Source organism: Candidatus Colwellia aromaticivorans, assembly GCF_003333305.1.
GTDB lineage: Bacteria > Pseudomonadota > Gammaproteobacteria > Enterobacterales > Alteromonadaceae > Colwellia > Colwellia aromaticivorans.
The window spans coordinates 44,643-67,132 of the sequence record NZ_QOLD01000053.1 but is presented as its reverse complement, the minus strand read 5'-3'; the positions used below and the strand labels follow the sequence as shown (position 1 = coordinate 67,132).

At 36.4% G+C, this 22,490-nt stretch carries 23 protein-coding genes and 1 tRNA gene; 15 read left to right on the top strand and 9 right to left on the bottom strand.

Annotated elements, in window-relative coordinates; translation table 11 throughout:
• Positions 1-61 precede the first annotated feature (61 nt).
• Entirely contained in the window at positions 62-460 is a 399-nt protein-coding gene (locus DWA31_RS08010) for a hypothetical protein (protein ID WP_114326075.1), read from the top strand.
• Here the strand turns inward: DWA31_RS08010 and bioA are convergent.
• Positions 453-1,796: an adenosylmethionine--8-amino-7-oxononanoate transaminase gene (gene bioA / locus DWA31_RS08005; protein ID WP_114326074.1), complete on the bottom strand. Its 1,344-nt coding sequence runs from the start codon at positions 1,794-1,796 to the stop codon at positions 453-455. The genes DWA31_RS08010 and bioA overlap by 8 nt on opposite strands.
• 87 nt (positions 1,797-1,883) lie before the next feature.
• On the opposite strand from bioA, the gene bioB reads away from it, so the two are divergent.
• The 4 genes from bioB (at position 1,884) to bioD (ending at position 5,937) form a co-directional block, all read left to right on the top strand.
• On the top strand, positions 1,884-2,972 hold the full coding sequence (bioB, locus tag DWA31_RS08000) for a biotin synthase BioB (RefSeq protein WP_114326089.1): 1,089 nt from the start codon (positions 1,884-1,886) through the stop codon (positions 2,970-2,972).
• A 44-nt stretch (positions 2,973-3,016) separates the two neighbouring features.
• Positions 3,017-4,201, top strand: a complete 1,185-nt coding sequence (locus DWA31_RS07995) for an aminotransferase class I/II-fold pyridoxal phosphate-dependent enzyme (RefSeq protein WP_114326073.1) — start codon at positions 3,017-3,019, stop codon at positions 4,199-4,201.
• 16 nt (positions 4,202-4,217) lie between these two features.
• Positions 4,218-5,015, top strand: coding sequence for a malonyl-ACP O-methyltransferase BioC (gene bioC, locus DWA31_RS07990; protein ID WP_114326072.1), 798 nt, complete (start codon positions 4,218-4,220; stop codon positions 5,013-5,015).
• Between the two features lie 193 nt (positions 5,016-5,208).
• Entirely contained in the window at positions 5,209-5,937 is a 729-nt protein-coding gene (gene bioD / locus DWA31_RS07985; RefSeq protein WP_114326071.1) for a dethiobiotin synthase, read from the top strand.
• Positions 5,938-6,003: 66 nt separating this feature from the next.
• Here the strand turns inward: bioD and DWA31_RS07980 are convergent, their stop codons facing one another.
• Positions 6,004-6,426 carry a type II toxin-antitoxin system HicB family antitoxin gene (locus tag DWA31_RS07980; RefSeq protein WP_114326088.1) on the bottom strand — a complete coding sequence of 141 codons (423 nt, stop codon included), beginning with the start codon at positions 6,424-6,426 and terminating at the stop codon, positions 6,004-6,006.
• A 470-nt stretch (positions 6,427-6,896) separates the two neighbouring features.
• Here DWA31_RS07980 and DWA31_RS07975 point away from each other — a divergent pair, with 470 nt between their 5' ends.
• From DWA31_RS07975 to DWA31_RS07960, 4 genes are read left to right on the top strand one after another with little or no spacing between them, the layout of a single operon-like run.
• On the top strand, positions 6,897-8,033 hold the full coding sequence (locus DWA31_RS07975) for a cell division protein FtsZ (protein WP_114326070.1): 1,137 nt from the start codon (positions 6,897-6,899) through the stop codon (positions 8,031-8,033).
• Positions 8,026-8,562 carry a DUF924 family protein gene (locus tag DWA31_RS07970; RefSeq protein WP_114326069.1) on the top strand — a complete coding sequence of 179 codons (537 nt, stop codon included), beginning with the start codon at positions 8,026-8,028 and terminating at the stop codon, positions 8,560-8,562. Before DWA31_RS07975 ends, DWA31_RS07970 begins: the two co-directional genes overlap by 8 nt.
• A gap of 21 nt (positions 8,563-8,583) precedes the next feature.
• A complete protein-coding gene (locus DWA31_RS07965) occupies positions 8,584-9,144 on the top strand; it encodes a peroxiredoxin family protein (RefSeq protein WP_425451871.1) in 561 nt (186 codons plus the stop codon).
• Between the two features lie 4 nt (positions 9,145-9,148).
• Entirely contained in the window at positions 9,149-9,400 is a 252-nt protein-coding gene (locus DWA31_RS07960) for a hypothetical protein (protein WP_114326067.1), read from the top strand.
• Between the two features lie 134 nt (positions 9,401-9,534).
• Here DWA31_RS07960 and DWA31_RS17690 read toward each other — a convergent pair whose 3' ends face one another.
• Positions 9,535-9,657 (bottom strand): hypothetical protein, encoded by a 123-nt coding sequence (locus tag DWA31_RS17690; RefSeq protein WP_281268623.1) that lies wholly within the window; start codon positions 9,655-9,657, stop codon positions 9,535-9,537.
• Positions 9,658-9,789: 132 nt separating this feature from the next.
• Here DWA31_RS17690 and DWA31_RS07950 point away from each other — a divergent pair, with 132 nt between their 5' ends.
• Positions 9,790-10,395 (top strand): hypothetical protein, encoded by a 606-nt coding sequence (locus tag DWA31_RS07950; protein WP_114326065.1) that lies wholly within the window; start codon positions 9,790-9,792, stop codon positions 10,393-10,395.
• Between the two features lie 105 nt (positions 10,396-10,500).
• On the opposite strand, the gene DWA31_RS07945 is transcribed toward DWA31_RS07950, so the two are convergent.
• Both DWA31_RS07945 and DWA31_RS07940 read right to left on the bottom strand, forming a co-directional pair.
• On the bottom strand, positions 10,501-12,879 hold the full coding sequence (locus DWA31_RS07945; RefSeq protein ID WP_114326064.1) for an EAL domain-containing protein: 2,379 nt from the start codon (positions 12,877-12,879) through the stop codon (positions 10,501-10,503).
• Between the two features lie 364 nt (positions 12,880-13,243).
• Positions 13,244-13,924: an alpha/beta hydrolase gene (locus tag DWA31_RS07940; protein ID WP_210725569.1), complete on the bottom strand. Its 681-nt coding sequence runs from the start codon at positions 13,922-13,924 to the stop codon at positions 13,244-13,246.
• Positions 13,925-14,162: 238 nt separating this feature from the next.
• Between DWA31_RS07940 and DWA31_RS07935 the strand changes: the two genes are divergently transcribed.
• Positions 14,163-14,588, top strand: coding sequence for a hypothetical protein (locus tag DWA31_RS07935; RefSeq protein ID WP_114326063.1), 426 nt, complete (start codon positions 14,163-14,165; stop codon positions 14,586-14,588).
• Between the two features lie 10 nt (positions 14,589-14,598).
• On the opposite strand, the gene DWA31_RS07930 is transcribed toward DWA31_RS07935, so the two are convergent.
• The 4 genes from DWA31_RS07930 to DWA31_RS07915 all read right to left on the bottom strand — a co-directional run bounded on the left by DWA31_RS07930 (position 14,599) and on the right by DWA31_RS07915 (position 18,126).
• A complete protein-coding gene (locus DWA31_RS07930) occupies positions 14,599-15,660 on the bottom strand; it encodes a 3-oxoacyl-ACP synthase III (protein ID WP_114326062.1) in 1,062 nt (353 codons plus the stop codon).
• A gap of 231 nt (positions 15,661-15,891) precedes the next feature.
• Positions 15,892-15,968, bottom strand: a tRNA-Pro gene (locus tag DWA31_RS07925).
• Between the two features lie 167 nt (positions 15,969-16,135).
• Positions 16,136-17,866 carry a DUF3413 domain-containing protein gene (locus tag DWA31_RS07920; protein ID WP_114326061.1) on the bottom strand — a complete coding sequence of 577 codons (1,731 nt, stop codon included), beginning with the start codon at positions 17,864-17,866 and terminating at the stop codon, positions 16,136-16,138.
• Positions 17,867-17,907: 41 nt separating this feature from the next.
• The gene (locus DWA31_RS07915) at positions 17,908-18,126 is read right to left on the bottom strand and encodes a YejL family protein (RefSeq protein WP_114326060.1); all 219 of its coding nucleotides are present in this window, start codon (positions 18,124-18,126) and stop codon (positions 17,908-17,910) included.
• Positions 18,127-18,226: 100 nt separating this feature from the next.
• On the opposite strand from DWA31_RS07915, the gene yejK reads away from it, so the two are divergent.
• The 4 genes from yejK (at position 18,227) to DWA31_RS07895 (ending at position 22,318) form a co-directional block, all read left to right on the top strand.
• Positions 18,227-19,366, top strand: coding sequence for a nucleoid-associated protein YejK (gene yejK, locus DWA31_RS07910; RefSeq protein ID WP_114326059.1), 1,140 nt, complete (start codon positions 18,227-18,229; stop codon positions 19,364-19,366).
• Positions 19,367-19,505: 139 nt separating this feature from the next.
• Positions 19,506-20,537 carry a dihydroorotase gene (pyrC, locus tag DWA31_RS07905; protein WP_114326086.1) on the top strand — a complete coding sequence of 344 codons (1,032 nt, stop codon included), beginning with the start codon at positions 19,506-19,508 and terminating at the stop codon, positions 20,535-20,537.
• A gap of 76 nt (positions 20,538-20,613) precedes the next feature.
• Entirely contained in the window at positions 20,614-21,495 is an 882-nt protein-coding gene (locus DWA31_RS07900) for a 6-carboxytetrahydropterin synthase (protein ID WP_114326058.1), read from the top strand.
• The gene (locus DWA31_RS07895) at positions 21,488-22,318 is read left to right on the top strand and encodes a M23 family metallopeptidase (protein WP_245942546.1); all 831 of its coding nucleotides are present in this window, start codon (positions 21,488-21,490) and stop codon (positions 22,316-22,318) included. The genes DWA31_RS07900 and DWA31_RS07895 overlap by 8 nt, the downstream gene beginning before the upstream one ends.
• The last annotated feature ends 172 nt before the right edge of the window (positions 22,319-22,490 follow it).

The following is a 22,490-nucleotide window of genomic DNA, read 5'->3' as shown; positions in this document are numbered from 1 at the left end:
AACAATAATGTAAAAAGTTAACCTATAAGGTCAAAAAGACTTAAATCTGGATGATAACGGCATGAAATCAGCCCAAGTGACTCAAGAAACTAAGATCAAAGAGCGGCGAATATCGCACGATTTTTGGTTTTATTTATCTCGAGTGTTAGCAGTACTAAGTTGGATAATATTTATATTTGCTTTAGCAATGTCGTTTTATGCTGCGCCAGAAAAAAGTTATGGTGTTCTGCGTTATCATGATATTGAAATTAGACAGTTTTGGTTAACACCATTAACAGGTTATTTATATCTCGTTATATGGTTTAGTGCTGCTGGCAGTTATGCATCAATGTTGGTGGAGAAATATAGAAGTAGAAGGCAGAATGATAACACTCATTACAATTTGTACTTTCTACTGATATTCAATCTCATTTGGCTTTCTGTTATTTTAAATCATACACTTAACTCGTTAGCTAAATAAAACATTCATCTTCATCTAACACTATTGTAATAGCATTAACTAACGTCGTTAATTGTTCTGTATTGATAATAAGTGGCGGAATAATATAGATAAGCGTACCAAAGGGACGGATCCACACGCCTAGTTCGACAAAGCGCTTTTGTATTACTGCTACATTCACCGCTTGCAAGCATTCAATCGCCCCAATAGAGCCTAAGACTCGCGCATCTTTAACTCTACTGTATGTTTTTAAGGGGAGTAATAAAGCGTTTAATTTATTTTCAATGGTTTGCACTTGATCTTGCCAATTGTTCTCAAATAATAAATCAATACTTGCGTTTGCTACTGCACACGCTAACGCATTTCCCATAAAGGTAGGACCATGCATAAAGCATCCGGCTTCCCCTGTACTAATGGTGTTAGCAATATCATTAGTACACAAGGTTGCTGCTAGTGTCATGTATCCGCCAGTAAGCGTTTTACCCAGACACATAATATCAGGACTGATATCTGCCCACTCACAAGCAAATAACTTTCCAGTACGGCCAAAGCCTGTGGCAATTTCATCAACAATAAGTAAAACATCATATTGATCACACAGTTGACGGCAAGTTTTTAAATAGTGAGGATGGTAAAAACGCATACCACCTGTACCTTGTACAATCGGTTCAATAATAAAAGCGGCTAACTCATGATGATGTTGTTTAAATAGTTGGGTGAGTTCTTTAGTATCATCACTGTGCCATTGTTCACCAAATTTAATGGTAGGTGCAGGAGCAAAATAGTTTTGCATTAATACTTGTTCAAATATTTGATGCATACCTGTAACAGGATCACACACAGACATCGCTGCAAAGGTATCGCCATGATACCCATTTTTAACGGTGAGTAATTTAGTCTTCGTTAATACGTTATTTGCTTGGTGAGCTTTGCTATGCCAATACTGCAATGCCATTTTCATTGCCACTTCGACGGAAACTGAGCCAGAATCACAAAGAAATACTTTATTTAGCCCTTGTGGCGTTAAATCTATTAACTTTTCGCATAATGTAATAGCACTTGGATGCGTTAAACCGCCAAACATAACATGCGACATTTTGGTTGATTGCTCAACTAGCGCCGCATTTAACTTGGGATGATTATATCCGTGAAGTACAGACCACCAAGATGACATGCCATCAATAAGTGATTCACCACTAGCAAGGTTTATATGTACGCCATTAGCACTTTCTACCAAATAAGAAGGTAAAGGTGATGTCATGGAAGTATAAGGGTGCCACACATGCTCTTTATCAAATTGTAGTAAATCATTGCTAGTTTTTGTGGCTGTATGAATCTCTGGTTGTTTTTTGTACATATGTTAACTTAAAACCATTTTTATTGTTGACATTAAGAGTGTGAACGCTAGACTACCCGTTAAATTATATAGATGCAAACGAGTCTTATGTCTTTAGCTTCAGTAGAAAAATCCGCAGTAACCGGGTCAACAGATGAGAATTCATTAGTTCGACATAATTGGAATCTTAAAGAGGTTAATGCCTTATTTGATTTACCTTTTAATGATTTAATGTTTCAAGCTCAAACAGTTCATCGTCAACATTTTAATGCGAATGAGGTACAGGTGAGTACTTTATTGTCTATTAAAACAGGTGCCTGTCCTGAAGATTGTAAGTATTGCTCGCAAAGTGCTCGTAATAAAACAGATTTAGAGAAAGAACGTTTACTCGAAGTAGAAAAAGTATTAGAAGCGGCACAAAAAGCTAAAGCGATGGGCTCTACACGTTTTTGCATGGGCGCTGCTTGGCGTAACCCAAAAGAACGTGATATGCCAATTGTGCTTGATATGATTAAAGGCGTTAAAGCGTTGGGAATGGAATCTTGTATGACTTTGGGTATGCTAGATGAAAAGCAAGCCGAACAGCTACAAGATGCTGGTTTAGATTATTATAACCATAACCTTGATACGTCACCTGAGCATTATAATCAAATCATCACCACGCGTACTTTTCAAGACAGATTAGACACCATCACTAATGTACGAAGTGCCGGCATGAAAGTGTGTAGTGGCGGTATTGTGGGTTTAGGTGAAAAAGCAGTAGATAGATCTTCTTTATTGATACAGTTGGCAAATTTGCCACAACAACCTGAAAGTGTACCTATTAACATGTTGGTGAAAGTTGAAGGTACACCACTAGAAAATGTAGATGATTTAGAAAGTTTTGATTTCATTCGCTGTATTGCCGTTGCGCGTATTATGATGCCAAAATCCCATGTGCGCTTGTCGGCAGGTCGTTCGGCAATGAATGAACAAATGCAATCCTTGTGTTTTCTTGCAGGTGCGAATTCAATTTTTTATGGTTGTAAATTATTAACAGCTGAAAACCCTGAAACAGATACCGATACTCAACTATTCAAAAAATTAGGTATTAACACTGAGACTGTTGTTGATGAAAGTGCTTCACAAGATAAAGCGCTGACAACCTCTTTAGTCAATGAGCAACATAAAGACTTGTTTTACGACGCTGCACATTAATACCCGTTAACAACAATTACTAACCGATCATAAAAAAGACGACAATGGCATTTGACTATATTGCTGGGCAAGTAACCGCGCAAAAACAACAAGCTAGATATAGACAACGGGTTTGTTTACAAGCGGCGGAAAATGCCGCTCAGCAGCAAGGTACTCAAATACTTGTCGATGGTAAGCCCTATATAAACTTTTCTTCAAATGATTATTTAGGGTTAAATAACCATAATGAAATAAATAAAGCCATGCAAGAAGGTGTTGCTCGTTTTGGTTTATGTGCAAGTGCTTCAAGCTTAGTAACTGGTTTTCATTATGCGCATCAAGCATTAGAAGATAAAATTTGCCAGTGGATAAATAAACCTCGTTGTCTAATTTTTACCAGTGGTTTTTCTGCAAATGTAGCGCTATTTCAAACACTAGGCCAAGAAACAGGAAAAGACAGAGCGCATTTTTTTCTTGATAAACTATCCCATGCTTCTATGCTCGATGGTGCTTTTTCAAGTAAGGCTAAAGTAAAGCGCTTTGCTCATAATAATACAGCGCAATTAGCACAGTTATTGTCTAGTTCTGATGTTCAAAATAAGTTGGTTGCCTCTGAAGGTGTGTTCAGTATGGACGGTGATCAAGCTAATCTTATCGAACTTGCCAGTGTTGCCAAACAACATAATGCTTGGCTTTATGTTGATGACGCCCATAGTATTGGTGTTATTGGTGAACAAGGTCAGGGTAGTGCCAGTGTATTAACTAACAATAATCAAGCAGACATCACCATGGCAACCTTTGGCAAAGCGATTGCCACTAGCGGTGCTTTTTTAGCATGCGATGAAAATGTGCATGATTATTTAATTAATTTTGCTAGGCATTATATATATTCAACGGCAATTTCTCCGGCACTTGCTTGGGCAACAATTAGAAGTATTGAGCTCATTCAACAAGAACAATGGCGACGTGATAAAATTACTGAGTTAAGTACTTTATTCATTGAATTACTCGATTCAAGTATTGAAGTCATACCGTCAGCATCTTCAATTCATGCGATTATTATTGGGGATGAACAAAAAGCCCTAAATGTCAGTGAACAATTAAAGAATCAAGGGATTTGGCTAACGGCTATACGCCCACCAACTGTTGCCGTTGGCAGCTCCAGGTTACGCGTTACCATTTGTGCGAGCCATAATTATAATGATATCAATCATTTGGCCAGCTGTTTAAATAAAGCACTTTGTAAATAAAGGTAGGAAAGTCTTCATGACTCCAACAGTGCAGTATCAAGAAAATAAAATAAAAATAGCACAAAGTTTTGGCTCTGCTAGCAAATCTTATGATGTTTCTGCCAGACTACAGCGATTTTCCGGTAAACATTTAATGCCGTGGTTGCCAAATAGAAATGATCTCACGGTCTTAGATTTAGGCTCAGGAACAGGTTTTTTCACCGATTTATTGGCTAGTTCTTATCAGCAAGTTATTGGTTTAGATTTATCAAAAGGCATGCTTCATTTTGCACAAGAAAGTCGTAATAAAGAGATTACATGGCTTGAAGCAGATGTGCATAAAATCCCCTTACAAGATGAAAGTGTAGACTTAATTTATTCGAACCTTGTTATTCAGTGGTGTGATCCCCTTGATGTTGCTATTTCAGAAATGTTACGCGTATTAAAGCCAGGTGGCTTGATCATATTTACTAGCTTAGTTGATGGTACTTTACATGAATTAAAATCATCATGGCGACAAGTCGATGATGATCAACATGTAATCGACTTTAAAGCCGAAAGTGAATTAAGTGAGCTTTTCAATACACCTATTTCAAAGATCTTAGAGCATAAATGCCAAGACATAGTGCTTGAATATCAAAATGTTATCCATTTAGCACGTGAACTTAAAGGTTTAGGTGCGAATCATTTACCGAAAAAGCGCAATCGTGGTTTATCCGGTAAAGACAAATGGTTTGCGATGACTGAACATTACCAAGATTTTCTTGAACCTAGTGGTATATACCCAGCTACTTACCGATTATATTCGGGTCTTGTCGCTAAGTTGAATATTTAAGCTGAATAATTAAATTACATGCCTATGCCTATTAATCAGGAAAAGTTTATTATTGGAAAAGAATCCAAGCAAAAAGACAATGGATCTTCGACAAAAGACTTCGAAGATGACGTTATTAATGAACTCCTGAGTAAAGTACATAGGCAAGTTAAGTTATCTATTTAAATTACCTTTTTTGAGATAAAGACTAAAGATGAAAAATTTTTTTATTACCGCCACTGATACTGATGCAGGCAAAACATTTGTTGCTTGTGCGCTTACTCAAGCGTTAATAAATAGTGGTAAAAAGGTAGCTGTGTATAAGCCAATTGCAGCGGGTTGTCATCATATCGGTGAACAGTTAGTCAATGAAGATGCTCAGCTATTAAGTCAATTTAGTAATTGTAACCAAAGCATTAGCGACGTGAATCCTATTGCGCTTGAAGAAGCGATTGCCCCTCATATTGCAGCCTCTAATGAAAATAGAAAAATATCTATTGCTGAAATATCACAAGGTTTTAGTAAAGTAACGTCATTAAAAGCAGATATAAATATTACCGAAGGTGCAGGTGGCTGGCGTTTACCAATATATGTAAACAACAATATAGATACAGGTGGGGAAAAACATATTTTCTTATCAGACTTTGCTCAAGACACTAAGCAAGAAGTTATTTTAGTAGTCAACATGAAACTGGGCTGCTTAAACCATGCATTATTAACTTACCAAGCGATAATAGCTGACGGTTTACAATGTGTTGCTTGGATTGCTAACTGTGCCACTGAACAACCAATGCCTTGTTTAAACGAAAATATAACATCATTAGAACAACTTTTACCAATTCCCCAAATTGCTCAACTCGACTTTTATCATGAACAAAGTATGGGTTTGAATGACAAAATTAATGCCGCCGCGAATAAAATTGATTTATCTCCTTTACGTTAAGCTTTAAATAAATCCTCCAAATCTCTGGGTAGTTTTCACCTTGTTACTACACATTCAACAATCTCTTTATTTCCCCAGTTCGACCAAGCAAGCACTCGCAATAAAACCAGAACGGGTTTTATAAGCAGAGCTTTTACTCACTTGTTCATCTATTTGTTTTATTAATAATTCGGGTAAGGTGACATTGATCTTATGACTTTTGCCTAAATAGGCTGTTATATCAATATCTACAATAGCCCAAAAAGCCTGCGAATGAGTGTGTGGATGCTCGATAGTATATTGCTGTCTGTGTTTATCTATATTTAATGCTGATGGAATTTTTTCGCCATACTCAGCCAAGATAGCCAAGTGGGATTTAATACTTTGACTTATTTTTTCTAATCCTAAATCAATAGAATCAGCGTTAGTAGCACAACCGGGTAGGTCAGGTACTGACACTTGATAAACGCCATCGTTCTTTGCTGAAACGAAGATAATTGCATACTTCATATTTTCTACTTTTATAAACAAAACCAATAAAAGCACAATAACTCTAACAACCCTAAAAGTCAAACTCTTGGTGACTCTGATAACTCTGTAGTTAAAGCCCAGCGCAACCCTGGTAACTCCATTGCCACCTGTGATGGTAACCCTGATAACTCCCTCTAATTAAGAAGTGACTAATCACTTCAATTTAAAGCTTTTTAAAACGATGATGATTAAAATTATTCGAAAAAGACTTAGTGTTTATTTAGTTCTAAAAAGAACAAATTGTTAAAGCGTAAAATTAATACTCTAGAGTTATCTATTAATATGGCAGATTCTAAAATTGATCATTATAATAAAGGTTGATCACAGAGTTTTATGAATCAACTCTGTTAAAATCCGTCAAGAAGTTAAATGCTTTTCTTGAATGTAATTAAATTTAATACGCCGACTTAGTGAAAGAATTTGATTATAAAAATGCATTAGGAAATTTTATGAAAGAGCTTATTCATTCAAAACCTGACCTACTTATCACGGTTGTTGGTATTGGTGGTTGTGGTTGTAATACCATTAACATGTTGTATGAAAATGGTTTGTCACAGCAAGTAAATTTAATTGCTGTTAATACTGATCTGGCCGCCTTAAATACCTTGCAGGTTGAGAACAGAATATTAATAGGTGAAAATTTAACTAACGGTTATGGCGCTGGCTCTAACCCTGATGTAGGTTTAAAAGCCGCAGAAGAAAGTGAAGAGCTGTTAACAAATGCCATAAAAAATAGTGATATTGTTATTATTACGGCCGGCTTTGGTGGTGGTACCGGTACAGGAGCTAGTCCTCTGGTTGCACGTATCGCCCGTGAGTTAAATATTAACTGTTTAGCTATTGTTACTTTACCGTTTGAGTCTGAAGGTAAACTGCGAATGGATTTTGCCTTACAGGGAATTAAAGATATTAAAGATCCCATACATGCTTACATCACTTTATCTAACGATTTACTTCTGAAAGGGTTAGGAGGAAATGTTGGATTGTTTGCAGCATTTAATCACAGTAATGAAGTCTTAAAAAACTTACTCGTATCGTTAGTGCAAATGTTGACTGAAACAGGTTATGTAAATGTAGATAAAAATGACTTTTCTAGAATACTATCTTATGAAGGTGAGTCTATTTTAGGTGTGGGAAAAGCAGAAACAGAAGAGTTAGCGTTTGATGCGCTGGATCAAGCACTCAATAACCCGTTAGTTTCTATTGCTAACATAGATACTGCAAAAGGCATTATTTTCCAACTGTTTTGTAAATCTGAGCCTAAGCTTTCTACGTATAATGGTTTGATTGATCATATCAGAGAAAAAATTACTAACAAGTCAGTACTTATTGTACCTGGTGTTACCTTAGAGCCAAATTTATCATCTGAAATTGAAATCTTAATTGTCGCTTCAGGAATAGTGTCTTTATCGTCAGAGCCTAACGAAACCAATTTTTCAAAGGTTATAGAGGATGATTGTTTAAGTGATAATTTATTTTATGATGAATTAACTTCAAATAATAGTAAGGAACAAAGCTATACTGATATACCAGCGATCACCCGAAAGTTAAGAGCAAAACAATTAATAGGGGAAAAAAATGCATAGTGATGTATTAACATTCTGGTTTGAAGAGCTAAGCTCTCAGCAGTGGTGGAAAAAGGATAGTGCTCTTGATGAGCGCATCAAAATTAGGTTTGAAGGTCTCCATCAACAAGCTAGCCAATGTGAACTGTATCAATGGCGTAATAGTGCTAAAGGTCGTTTAGCAGAAATTATAGTGTTGGATCAGTTTTCAAGAAATATGTTCCGAGATACTCCCCAGTCTTTTGCTCAAGATTCATTAGCACTCGCTTTATCACAACAGGCAATTTCGGTAGGTGCAGACAAACAACTTAATGCGATAGAACGTACTTTTCTCTATATGCCCTTTATGCACAGTGAATCTTTGCTCATTCATCAACAAGCCTGCTTATTATATAAAGAGAATGGCATTGACAGTAATTATCAATTTGAATTACAGCATTTGAATATTATTGAAAAATTTGGCCGATACCCACATCGTAATAATATTTTACAGAGGCAATCAAGCGCTGAAGAGATTAAGTTTTTAAGCCAACCTAATTCATCATTTTAAAATACTAAGTAGGAAATGATCATGATCAAAAAGTTAATCCTGAACTTAACCATTACACTAGGTGTTTCACTGTCACTGCTAACAGGAATACCTACTTTTGCTACCGATTTAACAGTGGGTATGCAAGCACCCAATTTTAATTTACAAGCAACTAACGGTGACTTTTATCAACTAAGTGATTACCAAGGTAAACAAGCGATAGTTGTGGCTTGGTATCCTATGGCAAATACTCGAGGTTGTACCTTTGAATGTAAGTCGCTAATCGAACAAGGGCATTTGATCAGAGAGTATAATGTTAGTTATTTTATGATTAGTGTTGATCCTCTTGATGATAATCGTGATTTTGCTAAAAAGACTGGAGCAGACTTTCCTATGTTGAGTGACCCAACTAAAGAAACAGCTAAAGCTTATGATGTATTAAATTTTTTTAGAGTAGCTAGCCGAGTTACTTTTTATATTTCTATTGATGGTAAAATCTTACATATAGATGAAGACGTGTCACCTAAATCAGCAGCACCAGATATAGCAAAAAAACTAGGAGAATTAAATATTGAAAAAGCAGCCATGAACAAGCAGCACTAACGTTATGGCTAAGCCGAATAAAAAAGGTCCAACGAAAACCATCAAGATTTTTTGTAAGACATGTAGTGCACCCTTATTTAAATACCGTAAAGGCGGTAAGGGGGCTTTGGTGAAATGCTTTAAAGAGCGTATTAGCCAAAATTATACATTAACAGCCGGTGTCTGTCCTAAATGTGAAAAAGTATTCGCCCGAGAAGCATTGGTAAAAGGTACACCGGCTTATAAAATTATTGGAGGTAAAGTTTGGTTTAAATAATTGTGAATTTACAGTAAGTCTTCCTGTTTTATTCCTGCTTTTACTTTTACATACTATACTAGCCAATCTCCTACAAGTTATCATAAAAATAATCTACATCACTTATATACCGATGTTACTTCAATATGTCGGATTCAGCTGGAGTTAGAAACGTCTTTAGGCAAGGCTTTGATTGAAGATAATGGTTGTTCCATTGTCGAAATCAATAACGTAGTATAAAGCGTTTCTAAACCAGCCTTACAGGGGCCCCTGATCAAATCATGTTCTTCGTTGCATCTCTTTTTAAGGGAACGACCCTTAATAAAAAAATGCGCCTTGATCATGACTCGTTCAGCAGCCCTGAAATGCACATATTGAAGTATCATGGGTATATATTAAGGAGTCAGAACATGAACATTAAATTACTAAGTACTTTCCTCTTCACTACAATAACGGCTTGCACTGCTAATACGGACAAATCAGTCAATAATATAGTTACCTGTATAGACCCTAGACCGCAAATTTGTACAATGGATTATCGACCTGTTTGTGGACTAATGAATGAAAACAAGATTAAAACATATAGTAATGGTTGTGGCGCTTGCAGTGATCCCAAGGTGCTATCTTATACAGATCAAGCTTGTCAGGATGATTCTTTAGACAAGACTAGCCGCAATCATGAGTTAACTGAAAAAAATGTTTGGCATGTGGCAAAGTTGCGAGGGGTGAGTTACCGTGCAATAGGGCAAGAGCCAGCTTGGTTATTAGAGATTATTAATGGTGAGCATTTTTATATTAGTAGTGATTATGGTGAATTAGTAAAAACTTACCCTTATGTTGAGCCAAAAGTTAACACTGCCCAGCGCACTACTGTTTATCAACTTAATAATGACGTTATTATTAAGCTTGAAGATAAAAACTGTGTCGACACTATGAGCGGTGAAGCCTTTTCTACTCAAGTTAACATTAAATGGCATGATCGCGTGCTTATTGGCTGCGGTAAGACTTTGTTTTAAAGGATACGTTAAATGGCATACGGATATCTAAATTACAAAACGCCGATTGTAAAAGTGATTTGGATATATTTGGCTCAAGAGGTCTATTAATCTTTAACGGTTAATTTATATTTGAGCATCCAACATATTTAGCGCAGAGCAAGCGGAATAATCAAAAGACATGGAGCTTACTAACTTCTCAAATTCAATAATAGGCACCGGACGGCCAAACAAGAAGCCCTGATATTGACTACAGCCATTATTAAACAAAAATTGTCGCTGCTCGTTGGTTTCAACACCTTCAGCTATAACATCATAGTTTAAGCTACTAGACAGGCTGATAATTGCTTGAACAATTGCTGCATCATCAGGATCTGTTGTGATATCACGTACAAATGATTGATCTATTTTTAATTGTTTCAGTGGCAAACGTTTCAAACATGATAGAGAAGAGTATCCAGTGCCGAAATCATCCATGGAAAAATCAATGCCGAGTTTATTCAACTGATTCATTTTCTCAATAGTAATATCAACATCTTCTAATACCATGCTTTCAGTTAATTCTAGTTTCAAACTGCGCGGATTTATATTTTTTGAAGCAATGATATCTTGTACTTGTTTAACAAAATTATTTTGTTGAAATTGTAAAGCACTAACATTAACAGATATCTGCCAACTTTCTCGGTTGGGGATGCTTTCCCAAACTTTAAGTTGCTGACAAGCTGATTCCAATACCCAAATACCTATTGGGATGATCAAGCCACTTTCTTCTGCTAAAGGAATAAAATCGAGTGGTGAAACCATTCCGCGTTTTGGATGAAACCAGCGTAATAAGACTTCCGCACCTTGAATACCCTTGGTTTCGTCTATCTGTATTTGATAATACAATTCAAGCTCAGCATTATCTATTGCTTGGTGCAGTTCAGCTAAAATAGCTGCATTTTTTTCTAATGCATTCTGCATGGCAGGATCAAAGAAACGAATAGTATTTCTCCCCGCCGCTTTTGCCTGGTACATAGCAACGTCAGCTTGTTTTAGAATATCATCATGGTTGCTTAAGTTTGACTTGAATATACTGATGCCAATACTGGGCGTGCAATGAAAAACTAATTCTTTTTCGGTATCTGAATTTCCTTTGATATATAGTTTGTATGGTTTACAAATGGATAGCCGTATTTTTTCAGCGATTTCTTCGGCAATATGACCAGCAGTCACTTCATCATCACCAAGGTTGGCAATCAAGGCAACAAACTCATCTCCGCCTAATCGAGCGACAAGATCTTTGTCTCTAAGACTGTTTTGTATTCTGGTGGCAACAGCAATTAATAATTGGTCGCCCATATTATGCCCTTGTGTGTCATTAAGGGTTTTAAAATTATCTAGGTCGATAAAAAGAAGTGCGCTTAATCGTTCGTCACGAGAACTAGAGGTCACCATGAGTTGCAGCCTGTCTTGCAACATTCTGCGGTTAGGCAATTTTGTTAGTGGGTCATAAAAAGCAAGTCGTTGAATTTGCTCTTCATGATTTTTTCGTTCAGTGATATCTCTACTGACGCTCATTAAACCATAGCGAGTACCATCTAAACCATCAAAGGTTTTCTTAATGGTTTCATGTAAAACTTTGCTTCCATCAGGGTATACGACCCACTCATTTTGACTATAAACTTTACCACTGGTAATTATTTCCTGTTCATCAAGCGCTGCTATTTCTGTAGGTTTAAAACTCCCGGTTAGCTCTTGATCCATTTTTCCTTTCAGTTCTTCCTCTGTCAGGCCTACGTATTGTTCAAAAGCATGATTGCAGCCAAGATAACGTCCTTGAACATCTTTAAAAGAGATTAAATCAGGTAATGAGCCAATTAAACCTCTCAGTATACTTTGCTCCCTGTTTAATAGTTTTTGACTTAAAGTTAGGTCGTGTTCAGATTTACGTCGATCACGTTGACGCCTTAGTATCAAACCTACTACCATGGTACAAATAGGAAAAATAAATATTACGGGCTCTATAACTGCGCCGATGACTTTGAATCGTAAATGTTCGGGCATTAGTAACATACAGCTCAATGCACAGACTTGAATCAGCATGCCAAATGCGTATAGTTTGAACCAATTAAGCTGCAGGTTTTTGTGTTTCGATATGTAGGCAAATAAACAACCAATGCTACCAGGAATAATGATAATTAAGGAGCCGACTAGCGCTCCTACTCCACCTAAGTGCAGTCTGAAGCTTACCATCATAATACCGGCAATCAGGGTTGGCACAATGCCAAAAAACAAACCACAAAGGCTGATCAGCACCCACCGTGTGTCAAAAAATATTCCTGGTGCCATTTGCCATGAAGTGTTCATCACTGCAAGACCAAGCATCCCGACAAATAATCCAGAGATTAATTTGCGTATTGTTTTATTCTTAATGGACTCAAGTTTCAGCGCATCATAAATAACGCCTAAAGCAATTAGGAGTGCGGCATTATAGAGTAGAACGATAAAACTGCTAGTATCCATACTTGAGACTGTATCCCTTTGAAATAAATGGTGGGTATTTCATGTGCCAAAACCGATGAAAACGGTATGTTATTTATAATCTTATATGATTTATTACATCGAGGCTATTATATTTTAATGAAGCAAGTTGAAATAAAAAGCAATGAGTTGTAAAAATAAATTGACGAAGTTATTAGCTTAAAACCTTTACCACAACATCATATTTTTTCTTGTTAATATAATGACTATTAAAACTTTTATGTTAATACACAACTTTTTGGGTCGTTATAAAATACCATTAATGCAGATTGTTTTTTTCTGTCTGAATATCATATTTATTAGCTATTATATGCTTTGAACATAGGTAAAAAAGGATGGTAAAGTATTAGTCTACAAGGTATTTAGTTAACCAAGTACCAATATCATTAAGTTGTTCTGGCAATACACTATGAGCCATTAGGTAAGTTTTCCATTGAGTATTATAACCTTTATTTTTCATTAACTCGTTTGCCATTTTTCCTGATGACATAGGTACCACATCATCAAGTTTGCCATGGTGTTGTAATACTGGTGTGTTTTTATTGGCTGTACTCAACTGAGTGGGCAATTGATCTTTTATCGGTAAATAACATGACAAGGCCATGATTGCTGCTAATTTTTGTTCAAACCGTAAGCCAGTGTACAAACTCATTACACCGCCTTGACTAAATCCGGCTAAAATAATGCTACTGGCTGCAATTCCGTTATCAATTTGTTCTTGAATTAAAGCGCGCACCAAGCATTCAGATTGTAGTACACCATCCATATCTGCCCGATTATGTAAATCATCATTTTTAATGTCGTACCAAGCAGGCATCACAAAACCATTATTGATAGAAACAGCTTGCTCTGGTGCGTGAGGAAAAACAAAACGAATAGCATGACCCTGTGGCAAATTTAAGAGTGGTACCACTGGTGCAAACCCGGCACCTGAATCACCTAACCCATGTAGCCAGATAACACAAGAAGTAGCTTTTGTTTTTGGCTCAATCGTAATGCGATCTAGCAACATTGTTTGTTTATTCATTATATCTCTTTGTATTGGACGGTATAATATACTCTACTTTGGTTGAAAGCATAAAGTCTTTGATAGTGTTTATAGTAATGAGTTAACAACTAACATATTTATAATGGATTAGGCTTTGTTAATTGTTGAGATAATAATGTTGATTTAGGCTGATATGCTAGATTGATGACGTATAATCTACTTATAAAAAATGCCAATGCTCAAAAGTAATGAATAATAAACTCAAGGTTAGCAATCAATGATCACAACTAAAACAGCCGCCCTGATTTGTCATAGCTTAGCAATTTCTCCTATGTTTGTCGGAGGACTGGTTTATGCGATACAAAACAGCTATATGTCATATCATGCCGCAGCAACAAATCATTCTTGGCATGAACTATCACCGGGTGTGCAGATATTGTTTCGAGCAATGCTTAATGGGTCAGGTAGTTTAATGTTATTGACAGCATTGACGTTGATACTCTTATTAATTATACCTTTTAAGCAGGATCAACGATGGTGTTTCTGGGCTATTCCGCTAATAGGCATTAGTGCTATGTTAATAACCATACGTGCTGCGGTAGAAATTGACCTTATGACCCCTGGAGATCCACCATGGGAATGGCTGTTGCTAGTGATAGGTTTATTTATAAGTGGGTTGTTTTTATCTTTGAAAAATAGCTAAGTGAGGGAAGTTACCATTCTAGCCCCATCATTATGCAACTCAAACCACTCCCGATACCTAGAAATGCAACTTTATCGTTCTTTTTCAAAAAGTTTTGTTCCGTCGCCATAGCGGCGGTCACAGGCAGTGATACTGTACCCATATTACCAAGAGTTGGAAACGTGATGAAATCCTGTTGCTCACTGATATTTAGTTGCTCAAGTACATGTTTTCGATTAACCGAACCTATTTGATGGCAAATCAATTTATCTACATCTGACTTTTGCCAACCAGATTCTACTAGAAAATCCTGCCAGGTCAAATTACCTAAGTGCATTCCTTTTTTAAGTAAAGATGTAGCATCAGTAGTCATTATTTCTTTAAATAGCCCTGGTGCTACTGCTTGCATACCCCAATGACAAATTTCAAAATCGGCAGCTGATGTTCTGCTTGTTACTGTTACTAATTTATGTCCTTTAAGTACTTGGGATTTTTGATTGTTAGCAAAGGAGCCATTGGTAATTAAAATAGCAGTTGCACCAGACCCACCAGTAAGTGTGGCCAACGTATCAGCAAAAACAGACATGGTGGGATTATCTAACAAATACTTGATGCTACTTTCGACAATAGTATGAGCAGATTCACAAGAAACCACCAAACCTGCTTTAATTTGGCCTAACTCAATACGGTTGGCTATATCAATAATACCATTTAGTGCGCCAAGGCAAGCGTTGCTAATGTCATGAACAACTGTGTGACTGTTTGCTCCTAATTTGGCGGCAACTCGACAGGCAGTAGCGGGCTCAAAGCCTTCTCGGCACACACCTGTGTATACGATCGCTCCAATATCGTTAATATTAAAGTTTGTTTTAGTCAGACATTTTGTAGCCGCAGCAATTGCACCGTCAGAGTAACGAAAACTTTCATTCCACCATCGACGTTGCTCAATGCCAGTAAAAGCTTTCAGTTGACCTTTAGGTATGCGAAGAGCCTTATAGACAGGTTCAAGCCTTCGCTCTATTTCATCACTAGAAATAATACGTGGCGCTAGTTGATAACTAATATCATCGATAAATACGCGTGCGTATTGCATGTTAAGGTGAGTATCCATTAAATATGATGTAGGGACAAATATAAAAGCATTCTAGTATGGCATTTTTCATATGGAGTAAAATAAACGCTAAGTCAGTATTTAATCCTACAGATTAATGATTATATCTTATTTGATTAAGCATTGGTGAGTTATGCATTAGTAGATAAAACAAAGAAGCCACCTAAGAGTTATTTGGTTTACTCTAAAAGTGGCTGAATTTTATTTTTAATTTGGTCGGAGTAGCAAGATTCGAACTTGCGACCTCACGTCCCCCAGACGCACGCGCTACCAAGCTGCGCTATACCCCGATAACAAAACAAAGTGATTTTCTCATAAGCACCCTAGGGGAGTGGCTCACTATACTTGCGTTTTGAGATGCCTATATTAATGATTTATTTAACGAATGCAACGACAATTAACCGTACGCTTAATTTATTGTTCTTAATTATCGGTAATTGGATAATTAATATTCAAGTTACTTGTTTTGTTCTGCTTGTAAGCTAAATTGTTTAATAAAGTGCACGCCGTCAATCATTAACGGAAAATCTTTATTTACGGTGATCGGGGCAGCTAATTGACTTGAATAGCTTTCAAAATTACCATTTTGATCAATGAATACAGATTTATCCTTATTAAATATCATCAGTCCTTCAGCAGAAGTATTAGCAATAACTCTATCTTTATTTAACGTCAATAGATCAGCACCATTACTATAGCTTTTACTCTCAACATGACAGCTAAGCCAATTTGTCATTAGTGTTGGTTGTAAGTCCATATGGCTAGTTAATAAGCTTAACGTTTTAGCATCGTTATTTATTTTATTTGGTGCAATCAACAACGTGGGCTTAACACCTAATCGAGTATCATTGCTTTGATTCCCCAACGAGCTTATCCAAATAATATCTTTATCTGTTTTTTGTTGTTGGGCTAACATCAGTGCATCAACAAACAATTCAAACTGATAGCGACTATTATTGTTTTTCTCACTGTTTTGTTCATTTTCTCGTGGTGAACTTTTAAAGTAAATCAAATGTAAGCCAGGTTTTTTACTATTTAACTTGTCAGCAAAAACAAGAGGAGAGATATCATTAAGTTTAATTTTTTCATTAAATAAATCAGAAAACCACAAAGTATTACTATTTTCATCATCAACTTCTTTACTAATTAATGTGTAGCTACTAGCTAAATTCTGTTGTTCAATTGCTTGAAATAATAAGGGTTTAGTTTGCTGCGCTAAAATATCTTCTTGGTAAATGCTTGGCAGTGAATAAAATAGGTTAAACCAAGTATCATCAAGTAATGCGGTATCTACATGATTGTTTAGCTGATAACTTGCCACACTGACTCGACGCTCAACCTGTTGTAATTGATGCTTATTTAACTGTTCATCAGTGAGTATTAAAAATACTGACTGTGTAGTTGCGGTTGCTGTAGAACATTGCTGGTCAGTTAGCTGAGGATAATCAGGAATAGTACGACTAAAAGAGAGTGGGCTCGCTTTTCGCTCAATATAATCATTAATATCAAACAAACCATACTTGGTTAATAGTGTTTTTGCTGTTGCTGGGTATGATAAAGGCAATACAGTGTCTTGGCGTAGTACGTCATAATCAAGGTTAGCATCTGCCCAAATATGGGTTAGGTGACTAAAGAAAAAGGCTAAGACTAAGATGAAAATGACAAAGCGGGCAAAAATCGTTTTTTGCAGTTGTTTTAAATGCTTCCAAGCGTAGTTACTGACTGTAAATTCAAAGCCTAAAATTACAATAGCTAACATGCCACTAACAATATAAAAAATATCATTAGTTTGCGCAATTTCTTTTATCAATCCAATAATTTGTGAACTAGAAGAAGCATTTAAGTGATAACCTAATCGGCTATATATAAACCCATCAAGTATCAGTAGTAGTAGCCCAAAAGTAAAAATAATGGAGCCACTCGTACGAATTACCCTAGTATTTGGCCATATAATCGTTAACGGAAACAAAATTAAAACAAAACTCATAAAGGTTAAAAAAGCAATATGACTAACCCATGTTGTAATGAGGTAAATTTGTCCTATTAAGGTGTCTGGTGGAGTTTCGCTAAATAAATAATATGAGGATAGCGCGATAGCGGCGATAATATTGAAAAAAGTGAACCAATGGCTCCAGCTGATTAAATGTAAAAGTTTTTTGCTATAGCTTTTTGTATCAAAAGAGACCATTGATTATTTTTCTTCTTTATTTTTGTCTTTAATTGTCAGAACTAATGAGTTTTTTGGATAGATTGTTTTAATGCGCGGCTAAAATTGTCTACAATAGCACTTTGCTGATCAGCAGGGACTTTGCTAATAACGTTAGTGATAGTATTTCCTAAACACATTAATGCTAAATCTGTGGTTGCTGATTCGTTAACAAGAACATCCATTAATTCTTGAATAATTTTTTCTACACGTTCATTGGAGTATTTCGATACAATGGGCATAATGACACTTAATTGCTGATGATAAATTTAATAGCCTTAGTTTATCAAATGCCTGAACAATATACTAATAAAGTCACTTGAGTATTAATATGAGTATTATATGAGTTTAATCATTTCAAATATTGCATTACATTTTCTTTCTAAAAAAGAGGGTTCAGGGGAAGTTTCATTACGCTTGGGTCCTGAAAACTTAACACCTGAACAAGGTGGAACCAGTACTAAAATAACCGCATTTGTTGATGGTTTACATGCTATCTATAATGGTAAAGCCAGCAAAGCTTATGGCAGTTTTACTGCCATGCCAATGGCAGGTAATACTGAAAGCAGCAATGAAAACAGTAGTAACAATAGTGGGTTACAAGCTGCTCGCTTTGTTGATTTAATGGAAAGCTATTTTAATGACAAACAAAGTTTTTATGACTTTAGCATTCAAGCAGCAAACAGTTTAAAAAATGAAATAGAAAAATATGATATAGAAGAAACTGGTTATCTTGTTGTTTGCCATTATGAATATATGGGCGGACGATTTTTGCTTGTTGCGGTTATTCCAGTGTCTGAACATTATAGTGTTGATGGTGAATTGAACATTTCAGCCGCTCAGCACTTAGATATCAATAAATTACAATTGGCAGCACGCATTGATTTATTTGATTATCAACAAAATGCTAGCGGTAATCGTTATATTTCTTTTATTAAAGGCCGTGCTGGACGTAAAGTATCTGATTTCTTTCTGGACTTTTTAGGGTGTGAAGAAGGCTTAAATTCAAAAGAGCAAACACAAACCTTAGTGCAAGCCGTTGAAGATTATGTTTCGGTAAACCAATTAGATGCAACTGAAAAGCAACAAACACGTAAAGAATTGCTCAGTTATTGTAAAGAACAAAAAGCTAGCTCGCAAGATGTCTCAGTGCAAGAAATAGGCAAGGTTATTGGTCATACAACAACAGATTCTGCTGGTCAGAGCCAAGACTTTTATCAATTTTGCCAGCAGCAATCCTATCCGATTGAAGAGTCTTTTCCCCATGATCAAACAGTGGTTAATAAAATCACTAAATATTCAGGTTATGGTAACGGGATAAGTTTGAGTTTTGAGCGCAGCCATTTTGGCCAAGATGTGGTTTATAATCAGCATAATGACTCTATAACAATTTACAAAGTGCCACCAAACCTAAAAGAACAATTACAAACATTACTAGCCAACGCTGGTAACGTAAATGATGATCCTGAAATACTTGAATAACAAATTAAATAAACAACCTCATGGTTACGCGTTACGTTAGCAGCTATAGCTTAACTCGAAATATCAACAACTTGTATCATTTAAGTGATATAGGTCAGAAAATTAAATAATATTGGAAATAACTAGAATGACAGCTCAAATTAGTACAATCACTATTGCTCGCCCTGACGATTGGCACGTACATTTACGTGATGGAGAAGTATTAAAAAATACAGTCGCTGATATTAGCCGCTACTTTGGCCGCGCCATTGTTATGCCAAATTTAGTACCGCCAGTTACCAATGCAGAGCTCGCAAAAAGTTACTATGATCGCATTATGGCTGCTTCACCAAGTAAACATTTTAAGCCGCTAATGGTGCTTTATTTAACAGACAATACCAGCGCTCAAGACATTATTGACGCAAAAGAGTCAGGCATTGTTTATGCAGCAAAATTATATCCTGCCGGTGCAACAACTAACTCTTCTTCTGGTGTTACCGATGTTGCTAAGTTAAAAGCAGTATTTGCAGCAATGCAAAGCGTTGGTATGCCATTATTGATTCATGGTGAAGTCACCACCAATGACATTGATATTTTCGATCGCGAGCAAGTGTTCATTGATACTATATTAGCGCCATTAGTTGCCAACTACCCAGATCTAAAAGTAGTGCTTGAGCATATCACCACTAAAAATGCGGTTGATTTTGTGCAAAGTGCTGGTGAAAACGTTGCAGCAACTATTACAGTACATCACTTACTGTTTAATCGTAACGATATGTTAGTTGGTGGTATTCGACCTCACTATTTTTGCTTACCTATTTTAAAACGTAATATTCATCAACAAGCACTTGTTAGCGCAGCAACCAGCGGTAGTGCTAAATTTTTCTTAGGAACTGATTCAGCCCCTCATGCGCAACATGCTAAAGAATCAGCTTGTGGCTGTGCAGGCTCTTATACTGCTCATGCGGCAATTGAGTTATATGCAGAAGTGTTTGAGCAAGAAAATGCGCTAGATAAGTTAGAAGCCTTTGCCAGTTTGAACGGCCCTGCATTTTATCAGTTACCAGTAAATGAAGATAAAATCACCCTAGTTAAGAAAGAATGGCAAGTGCCAGCAACCTTAAGCTTTGGCAATGATGTTGTGGTACCTATTCGTGGCGATGACAGCATTGCTTGGCAAGTTGAAGATTAAGAAAGCGCGTTTAAAGAACAGCTAAAGGGTATTTAAAGGATAGCTATAACAGCTAAAGAATAACTAAAGGATAAAAATGCAATTATTTGTAAATGATTTAACCGTGATTGATTTCTCTTACCTTTGTAAAGAGCGCGGTATTGTTGGTGAAAGCTGGATTGTTGATGTGTTACTTGATGGCTCGTTGAATGAGCAGTCTATGGTACTTGATTTTGCCATTGTTAAAAAACAGATCAAAGCGATTATTGATGACGCTGTTGATCATAAATTACTTTTACCGATGCAAGCCGCTGAATTAACCTTAGCTGATTCACCTCATCACGAAAATCATAAAACGCTCGACTATGTTAGCGATCGTGCTAGTTATTATCTGCAATCACCCCATTGTGCTTTTGCTCAAATTGATTGCTTACAGATAACCGTTGACTCAGTCAATGAGCACTTGAATGCTATCATCATGGCCGAGCTACCAAATAATGTGCAAGGTTTAACCTTGATTTTACGCCCTGAAATTATCAACAGTGACTATTATCATTACACCCATGGTTTAAAACTTCACGATGGAAATTGTCAGCGAATTGCCCATGGGCATAGATCTAAAATTCAAGTCTTTGTTGATGAGCAAAAAGATACTGAATTAGAACATATGTGGTGTCAGCGTTGGCAGGATATTTATATCGCTAGTGAAGCCGATAGAATTAATAAAGACGACATTGAGCTTTCAGCACAAGCAATAAACAATTTAACACCCGATCATCAATATTTTAGTTACACCGCGCCACAAGGTCGATTTGATATTGCCGTTGAGAGTAAAGTACTTGATGTAGTTGATTGTGATTCAACCGTAGAATTACTCGCAGATTTTATTGCCAGACAGCTTAAAAAAGAATTGCCTAACAAAACAGTAAAAGTTATCGCCTATGAAGGTGTTGCTAAAGGGGCTATTGTCAGTGTTTAAACTGAGAAAAATTTATGCTTTGTTCATTGTTAGTTTAAGTACTTTACCTGTTATAAGTGCTCAAGCAGAAATACAGCTTTCAGGTGAAATAAAGCAGGGTGGTTTAGTCATAGGAAAAACTCATACTAACGATGTAGTAACGTTAAATGAAAAAGTGCTGCCTGTATCTAAGCATGGGGATTATGTATTTGCTTTTTCTCGTGATGATAAAACACAATACACGTTAACGATTACCTCGCCAACTGGAACAGTAGAAACGCAAACTTTTACCCCAGAAAAACGTGATTATAAAATATCTCGTGTTGAAGGTATTAGTAAAAAGATAATGAACCCAAATAAAAAAGCCAATATACGTGCAGGAGAAGATCGCGCAGAAATGGTTAAGGTTCGCAAAATTTCCAGTGATTTAACTGATTTTTCTCAAGGTTTTATTGCACCAAGAAGCTCACGCATAACAGGCGTTTATGGTAGCCAGCGTTTTTATAATGGCATACCTAAAAACCCTCACTTTGGTGTTGATTACTCAGGACAAATTGGTGCGCCAGTTACAGCGCCAGCTAGTGGCACTGTTTTATTATGGGTACCTGATATGTTTTATTCTGGTGGCACCCTTGTTATAGATCACGGTCATGGTATCACCTCAAACTTTTTACACTTAAGCGCTTCAATGGTAAAAGCGGGTGATAAAGTAAAACAAGGACAAGTCATTGCCAAAGTAGGTAATTCAGGGAGAGTTACAGGTCCTCATCTAGACTGGCGTATGAATTGGCATAAGGTGAGGTTTGATCCGCAACTTGCGATGAAAATAATTCCTTTCAAATAGAGTTTCTCATTAAAATAGTTCTTTAATTACTTATGAAAATAGTGTGAAATCATTCTGATTGATTCCAAGTTATTTGTATTTTTTCTAAGACCGGATTTGTTAAATGTTATGGGATAATGATTACAACCTACTTTCATCAGCAAACTCTAACAGCCGGTTCGCTATAGTTATA

Coding starts and splice junctions, on each gene's coding strand:
- bioB (WP_114326089.1), top strand. CDS start 1,884: ATGTCTTTAGCTTCAGTAGAAAAATCCGCAGTAACCGGGTCAACAGAT.
- DWA31_RS08010 (WP_114326075.1), top strand. CDS start 62: ATGAAATCAGCCCAAGTGACTCAAGAAACTAAGATCAAAGAGCGGCGA.
- DWA31_RS07900 (WP_114326058.1), top strand. CDS start 20,614: ATGCAATTATTTGTAAATGATTTAACCGTGATTGATTTCTCTTACCTT.
- DWA31_RS07995 (WP_114326073.1), top strand. CDS start 3,017: ATGGCATTTGACTATATTGCTGGGCAAGTAACCGCGCAAAAACAACAA.
- DWA31_RS07945 (WP_114326064.1), bottom strand. CDS start 12,879: ATGGATACTAGCAGTTTTATCGTTCTACTCTATAATGCCGCACTCCTA.
- DWA31_RS07950 (WP_114326065.1), top strand. CDS start 9,790: ATGAACATTAAATTACTAAGTACTTTCCTCTTCACTACAATAACGGCT.
- bioD (WP_114326071.1), top strand. CDS start 5,209: ATGAAAAATTTTTTTATTACCGCCACTGATACTGATGCAGGCAAAACA.
- DWA31_RS07920 (WP_114326061.1), bottom strand. CDS start 17,866: ATGGTCTCTTTTGATACAAAAAGCTATAGCAAAAAACTTTTACATTTA.
- DWA31_RS07965 (WP_425451871.1), top strand. CDS start 8,584: ATGATCAAAAAGTTAATCCTGAACTTAACCATTACACTAGGTGTTTCA.
- DWA31_RS07960 (WP_114326067.1), top strand. CDS start 9,149: ATGGCTAAGCCGAATAAAAAAGGTCCAACGAAAACCATCAAGATTTTT.
- bioA (WP_114326074.1), bottom strand. CDS start 1,796: ATGTACAAAAAACAACCAGAGATTCATACAGCCACAAAAACTAGCAAT.
- DWA31_RS07915 (WP_114326060.1), bottom strand. CDS start 18,126: ATGCCCATTGTATCGAAATACTCCAATGAACGTGTAGAAAAAATTATT.
- DWA31_RS07975 (WP_114326070.1), top strand. CDS start 6,897: ATGAAAGAGCTTATTCATTCAAAACCTGACCTACTTATCACGGTTGTT.
- DWA31_RS07980 (WP_114326088.1), bottom strand. CDS start 6,426: ATGAAGTATGCAATTATCTTCGTTTCAGCAAAGAACGATGGCGTTTAT.
- DWA31_RS07935 (WP_114326063.1), top strand. CDS start 14,163: ATGATCACAACTAAAACAGCCGCCCTGATTTGTCATAGCTTAGCAATT.
- DWA31_RS07940 (WP_210725569.1), bottom strand. CDS start 13,924: ATGAATAAACAAACAATGTTGCTAGATCGCATTACGATTGAGCCAAAA.
- DWA31_RS07930 (WP_114326062.1), bottom strand. CDS start 15,660: ATGCAATACGCACGCGTATTTATCGATGATATTAGTTATCAACTAGCG.
- DWA31_RS07970 (WP_114326069.1), top strand. CDS start 8,026: ATGCATAGTGATGTATTAACATTCTGGTTTGAAGAGCTAAGCTCTCAG.
- bioC (WP_114326072.1), top strand. CDS start 4,218: ATGACTCCAACAGTGCAGTATCAAGAAAATAAAATAAAAATAGCACAA.
- yejK (WP_114326059.1), top strand. CDS start 18,227: ATGAGTTTAATCATTTCAAATATTGCATTACATTTTCTTTCTAAAAAA.